The following is a 14,337-nucleotide window of genomic DNA, read 5'->3' on the forward strand; positions in this document are numbered from 1 at the left end:
TAACTTATTTTGATAGGTTATAATTATTTCTTAAAGTTGCTAATAAATAACTACATAAAGTAATATTGCTGAAAGTTTAATCAGCAATATTACTAGGAGTTATTTCAAACTTTAAATCAGCTAAAATGCTTCTGCTTCTTACTTGATTATAGTATTGTTTAGGAGTACATTCATATTCCTTTTTAAAACTACGAAAGTAATTTGAATAATCACCAAACCCACAGTGATGATATACTTCTCTAATTGGCATACCGCTTTCTATAAGTGTTTTACTATATTCCAGTTTTCTTTTAATTATATATCTATATAAAGATATACCTGTTTTTTTCTTAAATTCATGAAGAATATGATATTTACTAAAAAATAAATCTTCAGCTAATTTGTCTAAAGAAATTTCTTCTTTTAAATGTGAATTAATATATGAAAATATATCATCCAATCTAAGGCCTTTTTTGCAGCATTTCTTTTCAGGTTCTATATTTTCTAAAATAATTCTATTTAGAATTACTAAGATCATTGATAAAGTATTTGACTTAAAGAGATCTGAAGCATATTTTTCCTCCTTGAGTTCAATGTTAAGAAGGATTAATAAAGTTCTAACCCTCATGGAATTTTCAGATTGAGAAATTATGTAACGACATTTGTCTAATGACTTCTTATCAAAACATTCAAGTAGCAAATCTTTGCTTGAATTATCAAAGTGATTATAGGAAAAAGATAAAATGTATATAGTGCATTCAGTAGTATGATCATTAGTTAAAAGTAATTGTTCTTCATCTCTTAATAATATGTAGCTATGATGACTTGCAATAAATGATTCAGTATATATATTTACGATACAGGATCCTTTTCTGAAATATATAAGACTATGGCCAAGAGTAGATTTGTATTTTAATGGTGAATTTTTTAAAATACTTATTTCTTTGAGGGTAAAAGAAGAATCCATAGTAATAACCCTTTCTTAATATTGTTAATTAAATAATTAATTAATAAAAAATTTAAACATTTACAAGAAGTAGTATAAAGCAATTTTCACAAGTTTTCAAGCAATATTTACCTATTATTCATAAAAAAAGAAATGTATAATAAAGATGAAGTTGTTAATAAATAAACAATTAAGGGGTAGAAAGTAAGTATTAAGCTTTCAGATGGAAAGATTGAAGATGTTTATAAATGAAAAGTATAAATAAGTTTTCCCTTGAATTATATTTATATATTAAAGACTGTGAGGTTTTACATAATCTCATAGTCTTTTTTTATTAATAAAGTTAATTGAATATTTCTATAAATATTCAATATATATATATTAAGAAAAATTTAAAGTGAAATTATTAATATTATTTTAGAACCGATACCGATATATAGCAAGTAGAGGATGTAGTACTATCTAATTTGAAAACCTTTTCTAAGTTTATAAAAAAGTATTCTAATAAGAATGCGATTTTTATTATAAAAGTATTAAGAAGTGAGGGAAAAGTTATGAAAATCAAAAAGTTATTAGCAATTACTATAGCTACAGCAGTTATTGCAAGTGCATTTGTAGGATGTGGAAGTAGTACCACTGAAAAGACAGAAGGAGATAGTACTACAAAGACAGAAGATAGCGAAAATACAGATAAGTCGGCTACAGAAATCTACTTTTTAAATTTTAAACCAGAAATTGCTGAAGTATATGACAAAATAGTTGCGGATTATGAGTCTGAAACAGGTGTTAAAGTTAAAGTTCAAACTGCAGCAAGTGGTACTTATGAACAAACATTAAAATCAGAAATGGCAAAATCAGATGCGCCAACAATATTCCAGTTAAATGGACCCGTTGGATATCAGTCATGGAAGGACTATTGTGCTGATTTAAAAGACACAGAACTTTATAGTCATCTTTTAGATAAGACTATGGCTATAACTAGTGAAGAGGGGGTATATGGGATACCATATGCAGTTGAAGGATATGGAATAATATATAATGATGCTATCATGCAAAAATACTTTGCATTAGATGGTGCTAAGGTTAAATCTATGGATGAAATTAATAATTTTAACAAGTTAAAAGAAGTTGCAGATGATATGCAATCTAAGAAAGATGAATTAGGAATAAAAGGTGTTTTTGCATCAACCTCTATGTCTTCAGGTAATGCGTGGAGATGGGAAACACATTTAGCAAATCTCCCTTTCTACTATGAATTTAAAGATAATACAACTACAGGTACAGTATTAGAAACAGGATTAGAAGCAAATACTGTAGAGTTCAAATATGCAGATAATTATAAGAACATTTATGACTTATACACAACAGATTCTACAACTGAAAAAGGATTGTTATCAGCAAAAACTGTTGATGATTCTATGGCAGAATTTGCTTTAGGTCAATGCGCAATGGTTCAAAATGGAAATTGGGCTTGGAGTCAAATCAATGGTGTAGATGGCAATACAGTTAAGGAAGAAGATATTAAATTCTTACCTATATACACAGGAGTATCAGGTGAAGAAAATCAAGGTATATGTGTAGGTACTGAAAATTATTTTGCAATAAATAGCCAGGTTTCAGAAGAGAAACAAAAAGCTTCAGCAGAGTTTATTAATTGGTTATTTACAAGTGATACAGGCAAGAAATACGTTTCAAATGATTTGGGATTTATAGCTCCATTTGATTCTTTTGAAGAAAGTGAAAAACCATCAGATCCATTATCAAAGGAAGTTTTAAGATGGATGGAAGACTCTAATATAAGCAGTGTTCCTTGGATATTCCAATCATTCCCAAGCCAAAATTTTAAAGACACATTTGCAGCATCATTACTTGAATATGTTCAAGGAAGTAAAGAGTGGTCAGATGTTGTTACAACTGTAAAAGATACATGGGCAGCAGAAAAACAATAAAAATATATTAGAAGGAAGAGGCAGTGATTTTGGTTGCTGCCTTTTTTTGAAGCAATATAAAAAGGAGGAATAAGATGCAAAAGAATATAAAAAAATATTTCTGGTTTTTTGTATTACCAACTTTAGTGGCTTTTATTATAGCTTTTTTAATTCCATTTATAATGGGGATATATTTATCTTTTACAGAGTTTACTACAGTAACTAATGCAAAGTTTGTAGGATTAAGTAATTATATTAAAGCATTTTCTAATAAAGATTTTTTAAGGTCATTTATTTTTACTGCTAAATTTGCTGTGGTATCAGTTATTACTATTAATGTATTAGCTTTTACTTTTGCTTATATGCTTACTAGAAAATTAAAAGGAACTAACATATTCAGAACCGTATTTTTTATGCCAAATCTAATTGGTGGAATTGTTTTAGGATATATATGGCAAATTATTCTAAATTCAATTTTGTACTATTTTGGAATTACTTTAACATATGATCCTAAGTATGGATTTTGGGGATTAGTATTACTTATGAATTGGCAGCAAATAGGCTATATGATGATTATTTATATAGCAGGAATACAAAGTATACCTGGAGAACTTATAGAATCTGCAAGGATAGATGGAGCATCGAAGTGGCAAACATTAAAAAGCATAACAATTCCAATGGTAATGCCTTCTGTTACAATTTGTTTATTTTTGACTGTATCTAATTCATTTAAATTATTTGATCAAAACTTAGCATTAACAGATGGAGCTCCAGGAAATAAAACAGCAATGCTTGCGCTAGATATATTTAAAACCTTCTATGGAAGAGTAGGCTATGAAGGCGTTGGCCAAGCTAAAGCAGTAGTATTCTTTATTTTGGTTGCAGTTATTATGTTAATACAACTTAAGATTACTAGAAAGAAGGAGGTTGAAAATTGATGAGATATATGGCGAAAAGCAAAGTTAAAATAGGAACAATATTACTATATGTTATTTTAATAGCTTTAACTATACTATTTCTTGCACCAATTTTTATGGTATTAATGAATTCATTTAAAGGAAAGTTATATATAAGTAGTGAACCATTTAAGTTACCTACTTCTGTAACCTTTGTTGGATTGAATAATTATATTGGTGGAATTACTAAAACTAACTTTTTAATATCATTTGGTTATTCTTTATTTATTACTATAGCTTCAACAGCTGTAATAATATTTTTTACTTCAATGACTGCATGGTATATAACAAGAGTAAAAACCAAGTTCACAGGATTTTTATATTATTTAATAGTATTTTCAATGATAGTGCCATTTCAGATGGTTATGTTTACAATGACAAAGATAGCTAATATGTTACATCTAGATAATCCAGTTGGAATTATAGTTTTATATTTAGGATTTGGAGCTGGACTTTCGGTATTTATGTATTGTGGTTTTGTAAAATCTATACCTGTTGAAATTGAAGAAGCGGCAATGATTGACGGATGTAATCCAATACAAACTTTCTTTTTTATAGTAGTACCATTGTTAAAACCAATAACTATAACAATAACAATTTTGAATGTTATGTGGATATGGAATGATTATCTGTTACCTTATCTAGTATTAGGCAGTGAGTATAAGACTATTCCTACAGCGGTTCAATATTTAAGAGGTGGATATGGATCAATTGATATGGGAGCTATGATGGCACTTCTAGTTCTTGCTATAGTACCGATAGTAATATTTTATTTGACTTGTCAAAAATATATAATAGAAGGTATTGCTGCTGGAGCTGTAAAAGGATAGCGATATAATGAGAAATCGTTAATGATATATTGTAATTAATAATTTGATATTATAAAAAAGGTATAAGATAGTGAAAACACAAATCTTATACCTTTGGTAAATATAATTAATTGAAAGAATTACTATTTAGCATCTTTTATTGCTTCTGCAACAGCTGTTTTTATAGCTTCACTTGTAAGTGTAGCACCTGAAACAGATTCAACATCAGTGCTTTGAGTTTTTATAATTTCATTTGAAACTCCAGTTTCTGCACCTTCGAAGATACCAGGTGTTTCTTTATGGTCTTTAAGTTCTATTTTAACTATGTTGCCACCTTCAACAGTAACTTCAACAGTTACATCGCCACCATTACCTTTTCCAGTACCAGTGTAAACACCATCTTTGTATCCACCATCAACTTCTGGTTTAGCAGTTTCAACTTCTTTTTCTACTTTAATAGTAGCTTCTGTATTTCCACCATTATCAACAACGTATTTAGCAGAATTTTCACCAGCTATACGTCCGAATACAACTATATCAGTAACAGCGTTACCACCAAGTCTATTTGCACCATGAACTCCACCAGTAACTTCACCAGCAGCGAATAATCCTGGAATTGCAGTTCCGTCTTCTTTTAATACTTCAGTGTTAGTATTTATTTTAACTCCACCCATAGTATGATGTACGGCAGGAGCACATAATCCAGCATAATATTTAGCAGTTGTTAATGGTTCTTCCATTGATTCTCTTCCAAATTCAGCATCATTACCAGCAGCTTGATATTCAGCATAAGTATCCATAGTTTCTTTTAATGCTGTAGCATCAACACCGATTTGTTCAGCTAATCCTTCAATAGTATCAGCTTCGTATATAATTCCAGCTGAAATATACTTTTCGATAGCGCTTAATCCATCTCTAACATTTTGGTCAAACACTATATAAGATTCTTTATCAGTTTGAGCTAATATAGCTTCAGAAACAACATCACGAGTAAGCAATTCATTTACAAATCTTTTACCTTCTTTATTAATTAAGATAGCACCATTACCTCTAACAGCTTCAGTGTACATAGTTTGAGTTTCTGGATGAACTGTTGGGTGAGTTTGAATTTGTTCAATATCAACTAATTGAGCACCTAATTCTTTAGCCATAGCAATACCGTCACCAGTTGCTCCAGCGTGATTAGTAGTACCAAATCCAGCTAAGTTAGGATTGTATTCAACTACCATTTCAGCGTTTCCACCAAAACCACCAGTAGCTAAAACTACAGCTTTACAATCTATTGTAAATTCACCATCTTTATTACTTGCTTTAACACCAGCTACTTTACCATCTTCAACGATGATTTGCTCAGCTTTTGTTTCAAGTAATACAGGAATATTTAACTTGTCCAAATTTTCATTAAACATTTTTACAAGCATTGGGCCTACAGCAGCACCGCCAGTTGGTTTATGGATACGCTTTACACTTGCACCACCAAACATACCAACTTCTGAAAGATCTCCACCATTTTCATTAACCCATTTAACAGCATCAGCAGAATTTTCAGCTAATACTTTAACTAATTCAGGATCATTAAGGTTTTTTCCACCTTTCATAGTATCTTCAATCATTAATTCAACTGAATCTTCAATACCTTCAGCTGCTTGTAATTCTGTACCAGCAGCATTCATACCACCAGTAGTTCTTATAGTGTTACCACCAGTTTGAGGCATCTTTTCTAAGATTACTACGTTAGTAGCACCACTTTGAACTGCTTGCATTGCAGCCGACATACCAGCACCACCAGCACCGATAATAACAATATCCGCTGATTTGTTTTCTACTGCAGTAGTTTGATTTCCATCTTGAGTAGCATTATCTTTAGCAGAATTAGAAGCACAACCAGCAAATAAAGTAGCACTTACTAATGTTGCTAAAGCTAATGACATAACTTTTAGTTTTTTCATAAGTTCCCCCTAAAATACTAATATTTAATAATGTGACATAATTGTTAAAAAATGTCCAAAAATATAATATCACACAGGAAATATTTTGTACAGAGGGAGTGTTAAAAAATATACAAAATAAATATTGAAAGGTATTAAAGCATATATTTTTAATAATATAGATTATGTGAATTCAAATTATAAGAAAAAATTTTAAAATTAGTAGAAATATCAGTGAGGGATATATACATTTTATAGAATGAGTTCTACAGTAATAATGAATAGTTTTTATATAAAGAGGGGAAAATATGAAGATTAATAAAGGATTATTAAATATAGGAGAAAATTTAGAAGAACTAAAGGATCCACAATATATAATTATACATCACACTGAAGAAGAAGGATGGAATTTTTATGATACTAATAATTATCATATTTCGTTAGGGTGGGAATGTATAGGATATAATTATTTCATTGAAGCTGATGGGAAAATTTTTGAAGGTAGAGGAATGAAAGTTGGTGCCCATACTAAGGGGATGAATATAAAATCAATTGGTATTTGTTTAAGTGGAAATTTTGATATAGAAATTCCTAAGCAAGAACAATTAATTTCTTTAAAAAAATTGTGTACTTTTTTGATAAAAAAATATAATATATCTATAGAGAGAGTTATTGGACATAGAGAAGTTGAAAATTGCAAGAAAACTTGCCCTGGAATAAACTTTGATATGGATCAATTTAGAAAAAGCTTATTATAAAACACAATATTTACATTACTTGGAGCGTTACATAGTGTTGACAAAATCACCTTAAGTAATATATAATATACAGTGTTTTGGTAAAGCCGTAGAAATCGATATATGTTACTACGGAGGGAGGGAAAAATTGTGTCAGAAGTTAGAATAAGAGATAACGAATCATTAGAGCAAGCTTTAAGAAGATTTAAAAGAAAATGCGCTAATGCTGGAGTTTTAGCTGAAGCTAAAAAAAGAGAACACTATGAAAAACCAAGTGTTAAGAGAAAGAAAAAATCTGAAGCTGCAAGAAAAAGAAAGTTCAAGTAGTATTCATGATAAAATGTATATTAATTAATGAATATATTTCAAAGTTATAAGCCTTTTTAGTTTTTACTAAGAAGGCTTTTTTCCTATTTAAATATTATAATACAGAAAAAATCCCAGTTAGTACTGGGATTTGCTATTGAGAAGTTGTCCATTTATTAATAAAGTTTTTAAGCCAATTCCAAAGTCTTTCTAATATTCCTGACTCTTTTATTTCATTACCTAATGATTTTAGATCTTCTAGTAGCTTAGAGCTATTTTGTTTGATAGAGTCTTTAATAGAATCATAATCTATATCTAAATCATTTATTTTATTCATTAATAGAACTATTTTTTCTTTTGTTTCTTCATTAATTGTTATATCCAAGTTAGATGCAGCATCAGTTACCATTTTATTTATTTCATCAGTAGTCTTAGGAGCTTCTTCAATTACTCTAGCTTTAACTTCATTTATTAATGCTGTAGCTTCTACACTTCCTATGGAATCTGCTACATCTAAAGTTACTTCTACTTCTTCTTGAGCTACTTGCTTACCTTCAGGTTTAAGTTCTATGCCTGTTATTCTTTCAGCACCTTCAAAAATTCCAGCTAAAGCTGATTCTCCTGTTACAGGAAATGGTGCAGAAGCTATTATATCCGCATCTGTTATTCCAGAAGTTATTAATGCATTTGTTAGCATACCATCTGTAACTAATGTTAAGTTGTTAGATTTTACATTAATACCTGTCCCATTTTCGTTTATTTTAACATAAGCACTAGAATACCATCCACCTGTAAAATCTGTATAACCTAATTGTCTTGAAGCAACAGTATTATCAACATATACTGCATCAATATCACTAGGGGCATTGAAATATTCTCTAAGTGCTTCTTCTTGAGTGTGATTTAAATCTGCACCGAAACATAGAATCTCACCTTTTTGTATATTAGATTTTCTAGCTAGTGCAGGTATAGAGAAATTGAGAGTTACTAAAGCAAGCGTAGCAAGTGCTATTTTCCTCAAAAATTTATTTTTCATAATATACCTCCTTGGGTTATTAATACTATTATACACAATATAAGTATTTTATGGAGAGAGAAATTGATATATAATATAAAAATATAGTATAGAGTAATTATAGCAATTAGAAATATAGATATATAATTAAGTATATTTTAAAGAATAAATATAAGATAGGAGAAAAGTTTATGAGTAAAATAATAGGATTTATTGGAGCTGGAAATATGGGGCAGGCTATACTTGGTGGTATAGTTAAAGCCGGATTAGTAGCTTCAGAAAATATAATTATGTCAGATTTATATGAACCAAGCTTGGAAAAAGCAAAAGGCAATTATAATATAGAAATTACAACTGACAATAAGTTAGTTGCAAAAAAGTCAGATATATTAATATTGGCAGTTAAGCCTAATTTATATCCAATAGTAATAAATGAGATAAAAGATTTGGTAAAAGATGATGTTATTATAGTTACTATTGCTGCAGGTAAATCAATTGAAAGTACAGAGAAGTCTTTTGGTAGAGAATTAAAGGTGATAAGAACAATGCCAAATACTCCGGCCTTAGTTGGAGAAGGAATGACTGCAGTTTGCCCAAATAAGCTTATAACAGATAATGATATAAATGAAGTTTCAAAATTACTTAATAGCTTTAGTAAAGTTGAAGTAGTAAGTGAAAGTTTAATAGATGCGGTTACATCTGTAAGTGGATCTTCACCGGCGTATGTATATATGTTTATTGAGGCTATGGCAGATGCAGCTGTATTACAAGGAATGCCAAGAGATAAAGCTTATAAATTTGCAGCTCAGACTGTACTTGGTTCAGCTAAAATGGTATTAGAAACAGGAATGCATCCAGGAGCATTAAAAGATATGGTATGTTCTCCGGGAGGAACTACTATAGAAGCAGTAGCTGAGTTAGAGGCTAAAGGTTTTAGAAGCGCTGTTATATCAGCTATGAATAAATGTTATAAAAAATCTCAAGAGATGTCTAAATAAAAGTTATTAAGATTAAGAAGCAAGAGTTGGCAGTAACTCTTGTTTTTTAATTATTCTATTTAAAATTATTAGGACTATATTAAGAAAAGACATATATGTAGCAGCATAAAATTTTATAATATATAATAATAATGTAAAAAAATAGTGATTTAAATTGTTTTAATAAATTTTGATTTAGGAAGGTATTGTATGAAAATAGGATTAGTATTAGCCGGTGGAGGCGGTAAGGGAGCATATGAACTTGGAGTTTGGAAAGCCTTAAAAGAATTAGGTATTAGTGAACATATATCGGTTTTTTCAGGAACATCGATAGGTGCTTTCAATGCAGTTTTATTTGCTATGGATGATATGGAGAAGGCTGATAAACTATGGGATGAAGTGACTATGGATAAGCTAGTACCTATTAGTAATTATGAGTTGATTAAAAGAGGAATAGGTCTTTATCTAGGTGGTAAAAATCTTCAGTTAGCTAAGAAGTTTTTAAATGATAAATTGAATTATGGTGCTATTACTAATGATGGTGCTGTTGATATAATTAATAAATATCTTGATTTCAGTAAAATAAAGGAAAAGAATAAGATTTGTTATGCAGCGTGTACAAAGTTACCTAACTATACTGTTCAATATTTTAGGATAAATGATCATGATGATGAAACAGGAAAGAAAATGATTTTAGCATCAGCATCATTACCACTTATTTATGATAGTACTGAAGTTTTTGGAGAAAAATATATTGATGGAGGAATTGTTGATAATACTCCTATTCAACCTGTATATGGTGAAAATTGTGATGTTATCATAGTAGTGTTACTATCAAAAGAAGCTACTATAGATAGATCACTTTATCCAAATTCAAAGCTTATTATAATAGCACCTGAAAATCTTATGGAAAATACAATTACGGGAACATTAAATTTAGATACAGAGGCTAAGACTAGAAGAATAGTAGAAGGATATAATGATACTATAAATAAGCTTGAACCAGTAATTGATTTATTTAAGTTTATTAAAGAAGAAAATGAGCAGAAAGAAAATCCAATTCTATATAAGTTATATAACTGGTTGAAGAATTTTAGTAATAAGATAAAAAGAGTATTTAAGAAATAGTGTGATTTTATAATAGATTTAGTTTAAGATAGTTAAGTTTAGAAAAGGAGATAGTAACCAATGAAAACTACGGTATATTTAACTAGACATGGTCAAACAGAATGGAATCTTGAAAGAAGATTGCAAGGGAGAGGAAATTCGCCTTTAACTGAAGCTGGTATAGAAAGAGCTAAAGAATTAAGAGATAGAATTAAAGATATCCATATTGATTATATATATTCAAGTCCTATAGAAAGAGCATTAGATACTGTAAACATAATCAAAGGTGACAAGAGCATTGAAGTAATAACAGATGAGGGATTAATGGAAATGTGCTTTGGAGATTATGAGGGAAGAAAGACAGATGAAGTTATGGCTGAAAATCCAGAATGGAATATTGACCTTATAATGCATGGCGATGTTAAACTATGTGCGCCTAATGGTGAGGATTTAGCAAGTGTTAGAGCTAGAGTTGCTGAAACTATGGATAGAATAATAGAAGAAAATAGAGGTAAGTCTATATTAATAGTAACTCATGGAATAACTTTAAAGGCCTTAATGTATTATTTTAAGGATGAAGAAGTGAACAATGAAGTTATGGGTCAAGCTACTTTAACTAAAATAAATGTAGATGAGAATAATGAATTTGATATAGAATTTAAAAATGATGATAGTCATTTTACAGTAAAAGGCCAAAAGTTAGGATGGTAGATTTTAATTCGTTCAGTATGTATGATAAAAAATAAAGACATACTATAGATATTAAGATAAATTTAAGAGGTGCAAGCAATTTATGATTTGGATAAGTATTATTATAATACTAATTTTAGTTGTACTTTCTTTAGGAGTTAATATTGGATTAAAAGAAACAGTGATGTCTAAAAGAAAAGAATCAAGACAAATGTTAGAGGAGTTATGGTCTAGATTTGGAACTGATTATAGGAATTATCAGAACATTCCGGTTGAAGAAGTAATTATTAAAAGTTATGATGGCTTAAAACTTAAAGGTTATTTTCATAGAGTATATAAAGATTCAAAAAAAGTAGTAATAATGAATCATGGGTATACTGCTAATCATTACATCGATTATCAGTTTACAGACATATTTTTTGAAGAAGGATACAATGTTTTACTTATCGATATGAGAAGTCATGGAGAAAGTGAAGGTAAAGTGGCTTCATATGGATATAATGAATCAAAGGATATAGGAAGTTGGGTAAGGTGGATTAAAGATAAAATTGGAGAAGATGCTTATATAGGTCTTCATGGACAATCTATGGGAGCTGCAACAGTTATGTTATATGGTGCTACGCATCCAAATGATATTAAATTTATAATAGAGGATTGTGGCTTTACAAGTGCTAGAGAAGCTATAAAATTTCAATTTCGGAAAGTTAAAATTCCATTTTGGCCATTATATGATTTGATAAGAGTTAAAGTAAAAAGAAAATATAAATTTGATTTTAATAATATTTCTCCAAAAGATGCTATAGTAAATAGCGATATTCCAGTGTTGTTTATACATGGAGATAATGATAAGGTTGTTCCTACTTGGATGGGTAAAGCTTTGTATAATGAAAAAAATGGGGAAATGGATAGATTATATTTAGTTCAGGGTGCTGGACATATGGAAGCATATTCAAAAGATAAAGAAAAATATAAACAAGTTGTAAAAGAATTTTTAGATAATATTAAATAGTAAATATAAAGGTCTGTTAAATTAAATAAGTTTAACAGGCCTTTAATTATGATATAATTTATTAAATAATATAATTTATATAAGTATAAAGGGAGTGTAAAAATGTATAAGAGACAAATAGAAGAGTATTTTAACTTACATAAAGATGAGATGTTAGAGGATATATGTAAAATTATAAGAATAAAAAGTGATCGCCAAGAGCCGAAGGAGAATATGCCTTTTGGTGAAGGTGTAGTTAAGGCTTTAGAAGAATCTTTAAAAATTGCAAGTAATATGGGATTTAAGACTACTAATTATGATAATTATGTAGGAGCTGTAGATTTTAATGATAAAGAAAAAGCTTTAGATATATTAGCTCACTTAGATGTAGTTCCAGCTGGAGATGAGTGGACAGTAACTGAGCCATATGAACCAGTAATAAAAGATAGTAAATTATATGGAAGAGGATCAGCAGATGATAAAGGGCCTGCAATAGTAGCCTTATATGCTTTAAAAGCAGTTAAGGATTTAAATATTCCATTAAGCAAAAATGTTAGACTAATTTTAGGAACTGATGAAGAGTGTGGAAGTGGAGATATTAAACATTATTATAAAATAGAAAAGGAAGCTCCAATGACATTTTCGCCAGATGCAGATTTTCCAGTTATAAATGTTGAAAAAGGTGGATTAAAAGGCCTATTTAATGCAAGTTATAGTGAAAGCAAAGAAATTCCTAGAATTCTTTCAGTAAATTCAGGAGTAAAGATTAATGTTATTCCAGATAAAGCAACTGCAGTAATTGAAGGATTCAAAAAAGAAGAGATAGAAAAATATTGTGAAAAAGCTACTGAGTCAACTGGAGTAAAATTTGTTATAAGTGAATCAGATAATAACTGTGTAATTAGCGCAAAAGGAGTAGGTGGACATGCTGCTCATCCTACTGGTGGAAATAATGCATTAACAGCTATTATTCAGTTATTAGCTTCTATGCCATTTGCTAAGAGCGAGGGATTTGAAAGAATATGTGCTATAAATAAATTACTACCTCATGGTGATTATTACGGAGAAGCTCTTGGAGTAAAGATGTCTGATAAGGTATCAGGAGAATTAACTTTATCATTTAATATTTTTGAGTATAGTACAACAGGATTAAAAGGAACGTTTGATTGTAGAGCGCCACTTTGTGCCAATGATGAAAATTTAAGAGATGTCGTCGCTAAAAACTTAAAAATTAATGGAATTGAATTAGAACCATGCAATGTATCTGATGGGCATTATGTGGACGAAAACTCTGATTTTATCCAAACGTTATTAAGATGTTATGAAATGTATAGCGGTAAAAAGGGTGAGTGTATAGCTATTGGTGGAGGTACTTATGTACACCGTCTAAAAAATGGAGTAGCATTCGGTTGTACAATGCCAGGAACTGATAATAATATGCATGGAAATGATGAATTTGCAGTAGTTGATGAATTATTATTAAGTGCTAAAATATTTACTCAAGCTATAATAGAATTATGTAAATAATAATATACTATAATCAATTAAAGAAATATAGGAGTGATATTAAATGGGTTTATTTAATGGAATTATAGGAAATGCATCAGAAGTTGATATAAATAAGTTGGCTCAAGATTATGATAAGTTATTAGGGCCAAGCGAACGAATTGAAAAAGCATATAAATTAATAAGAGATATGATTATATTTACTAATAAGAGATTAATAATAGTTGATAAGCAAGGAATGACAGGTAAGAAGACTGAATATCGTTCAGTACCATATAGAGCTATTACTAATTTTTCAGTAGAAACTGCAGGGCATTTTGATTTAGATGCAGAACTGAAAATTTACATTTCAGGAATGAGTATGCCAATAGAAAAGACTTTCAGCAGTGGATGCAATATATATGAAGTTCAAGCTATACTTGCAGAGTATTGTAGTAAATAAGAGAAATAACAGGAGAAGAGGGT

14 protein-coding genes are annotated in these 14,337 nt (G+C 29.6%); 11 read left to right on the forward strand and 3 right to left on the reverse strand.

The annotated features are described in order from the left end of the window. Nucleotides 1–76: 76 nt before the first annotated feature. A complete protein-coding gene (locus LQE93_RS03505; RefSeq protein WP_231072010.1) occupies nt 77–946 on the reverse strand; it encodes a helix-turn-helix domain-containing protein in 870 nt (289 codons plus the stop codon). Nucleotides 947–1,479: 533 nt separating this feature from the next. Between LQE93_RS03505 and LQE93_RS03510 the strand changes: the two genes are divergently transcribed. From LQE93_RS03510 to LQE93_RS03520, 3 genes are all read left to right on the forward strand, one after another. Further along, complete coding sequence (locus LQE93_RS03510; protein WP_231072012.1) at nt 1,480–2,874, forward strand: ABC transporter substrate-binding protein; 1,395 nt, start codon at nt 1,480–1,482, stop codon at nt 2,872–2,874. Nucleotides 2,875–2,948: 74 nt separating this feature from the next. Continuing rightward, a complete protein-coding gene (locus LQE93_RS03515) occupies nt 2,949–3,791 on the forward strand; it encodes a carbohydrate ABC transporter permease (protein WP_186837790.1) in 843 nt (280 codons plus the stop codon). A gap of 8 nt (nt 3,792–3,799) precedes the next feature. After that, nucleotides 3,800–4,639, forward strand: a complete 840-nt coding sequence (locus tag LQE93_RS03520) for a carbohydrate ABC transporter permease (RefSeq protein ID WP_231072089.1) — start codon at nt 3,800–3,802, stop codon at nt 4,637–4,639. A 122-nt stretch (nt 4,640–4,761) separates the two neighbouring features. Here LQE93_RS03520 and LQE93_RS03525 read toward each other — a convergent pair whose 3' ends face one another. Next, nucleotides 4,762–6,567, reverse strand: a complete 1,806-nt coding sequence (locus LQE93_RS03525) for a flavocytochrome c (RefSeq protein ID WP_231072013.1) — start codon at nt 6,565–6,567, stop codon at nt 4,762–4,764. Between the two features lie 287 nt (nt 6,568–6,854). Here LQE93_RS03525 and LQE93_RS03530 point away from each other — a divergent pair, with 287 nt between their 5' ends. Next, nucleotides 6,855–7,304 carry a peptidoglycan recognition protein family protein gene (locus tag LQE93_RS03530; protein WP_055264274.1) on the forward strand — a complete coding sequence of 150 codons (450 nt, stop codon included), beginning with the start codon at nt 6,855–6,857 and terminating at the stop codon, nt 7,302–7,304. 102 nt (nt 7,305–7,406) lie between these two features. Beyond that, the gene (gene rpsU / locus LQE93_RS03535; protein ID WP_207731821.1) at nt 7,407–7,610 is read left to right on the forward strand and encodes a 30S ribosomal protein S21; all 204 of its coding nucleotides are present in this window, start codon (nt 7,407–7,409) and stop codon (nt 7,608–7,610) included. A gap of 133 nt (nt 7,611–7,743) precedes the next feature. Here rpsU and LQE93_RS03540 read toward each other — a convergent pair whose 3' ends face one another. Continuing rightward, nucleotides 7,744–8,625: a DUF1002 domain-containing protein gene (locus LQE93_RS03540; RefSeq protein ID WP_055264278.1), complete on the reverse strand. Its 882-nt coding sequence runs from the start codon at nt 8,623–8,625 to the stop codon at nt 7,744–7,746. 170 nt (nt 8,626–8,795) lie between these two features. Here LQE93_RS03540 and proC point away from each other — a divergent pair, with 170 nt between their 5' ends. From proC to LQE93_RS03570, 6 genes are all read left to right on the forward strand, one after another. Further along, nucleotides 8,796–9,602 carry a pyrroline-5-carboxylate reductase gene (proC, locus tag LQE93_RS03545; protein WP_186837787.1) on the forward strand — a complete coding sequence of 269 codons (807 nt, stop codon included), beginning with the start codon at nt 8,796–8,798 and terminating at the stop codon, nt 9,600–9,602. A gap of 189 nt (nt 9,603–9,791) precedes the next feature. Beyond that, nucleotides 9,792–10,709: a patatin-like phospholipase family protein gene (locus LQE93_RS03550; protein ID WP_186837786.1), complete on the forward strand. Its 918-nt coding sequence runs from the start codon at nt 9,792–9,794 to the stop codon at nt 10,707–10,709. Between the two features lie 60 nt (nt 10,710–10,769). Further along, nucleotides 10,770–11,399 carry a histidine phosphatase family protein gene (locus tag LQE93_RS03555; protein WP_231072018.1) on the forward strand — a complete coding sequence of 210 codons (630 nt, stop codon included), beginning with the start codon at nt 10,770–10,772 and terminating at the stop codon, nt 11,397–11,399. An 82-nt stretch (nt 11,400–11,481) separates the two neighbouring features. After that, complete coding sequence (locus LQE93_RS03560) at nt 11,482–12,387, forward strand: alpha/beta hydrolase (RefSeq protein WP_231072020.1); 906 nt, start codon at nt 11,482–11,484, stop codon at nt 12,385–12,387. A 102-nt stretch (nt 12,388–12,489) separates the two neighbouring features. Next, nucleotides 12,490–13,893, forward strand: a complete 1,404-nt coding sequence (gene pepV / locus LQE93_RS03565; protein ID WP_231072022.1) for a dipeptidase PepV — start codon at nt 12,490–12,492, stop codon at nt 13,891–13,893. Between the two features lie 43 nt (nt 13,894–13,936). Next, the gene (locus LQE93_RS03570) at nt 13,937–14,314 is read left to right on the forward strand and encodes a PH domain-containing protein (protein WP_231072024.1); all 378 of its coding nucleotides are present in this window, start codon (nt 13,937–13,939) and stop codon (nt 14,312–14,314) included. The last annotated feature ends 23 nt before the right edge of the window (nt 14,315–14,337 follow it).

The sequence above is a fragment of the Clostridium sp. NSJ-145 genome (assembly GCF_021044725.1).
GTDB classification, from domain to species: domain Bacteria; phylum Bacillota; class Clostridia; order Clostridiales; family Clostridiaceae; genus Clostridium; species Clostridium disporicum_B.

Bases quoted from the DNA above. Each gene is read 5' to 3' on its own strand.
- LQE93_RS03505 (WP_231072010.1), bottom strand. From the start codon at position 946: ATGGATTCTTCTTTTACCCTCAAAGAAATAAGTATTTTAAAAAATTCA.
- LQE93_RS03510 (WP_231072012.1), top strand. From the start codon at position 1,480: ATGAAAATCAAAAAGTTATTAGCAATTACTATAGCTACAGCAGTTATT.
- LQE93_RS03515 (WP_186837790.1), top strand. From the start codon at position 2,949: ATGCAAAAGAATATAAAAAAATATTTCTGGTTTTTTGTATTACCAACT.
- LQE93_RS03520 (WP_231072089.1), top strand. From the start codon at position 3,800: ATGGCGAAAAGCAAAGTTAAAATAGGAACAATATTACTATATGTTATT.
- LQE93_RS03525 (WP_231072013.1), bottom strand. From the start codon at position 6,567: ATGAAAAAACTAAAAGTTATGTCATTAGCTTTAGCAACATTAGTAAGT.
- LQE93_RS03530 (WP_055264274.1), top strand. From the start codon at position 6,855: ATGAAGATTAATAAAGGATTATTAAATATAGGAGAAAATTTAGAAGAA.
- rpsU (WP_207731821.1), top strand. From the start codon at position 7,407: ATGTTACTACGGAGGGAGGGAAAAATTGTGTCAGAAGTTAGAATAAGA.
- LQE93_RS03540 (WP_055264278.1), bottom strand. From the start codon at position 8,625: ATGAAAAATAAATTTTTGAGGAAAATAGCACTTGCTACGCTTGCTTTA.
- proC (WP_186837787.1), top strand. From the start codon at position 8,796: ATGAGTAAAATAATAGGATTTATTGGAGCTGGAAATATGGGGCAGGCT.
- LQE93_RS03550 (WP_186837786.1), top strand. From the start codon at position 9,792: ATGAAAATAGGATTAGTATTAGCCGGTGGAGGCGGTAAGGGAGCATAT.
- LQE93_RS03555 (WP_231072018.1), top strand. From the start codon at position 10,770: ATGAAAACTACGGTATATTTAACTAGACATGGTCAAACAGAATGGAAT.
- LQE93_RS03560 (WP_231072020.1), top strand. From the start codon at position 11,482: ATGATTTGGATAAGTATTATTATAATACTAATTTTAGTTGTACTTTCT.
- pepV (WP_231072022.1), top strand. From the start codon at position 12,490: ATGTATAAGAGACAAATAGAAGAGTATTTTAACTTACATAAAGATGAG.
- LQE93_RS03570 (WP_231072024.1), top strand. From the start codon at position 13,937: ATGGGTTTATTTAATGGAATTATAGGAAATGCATCAGAAGTTGATATA.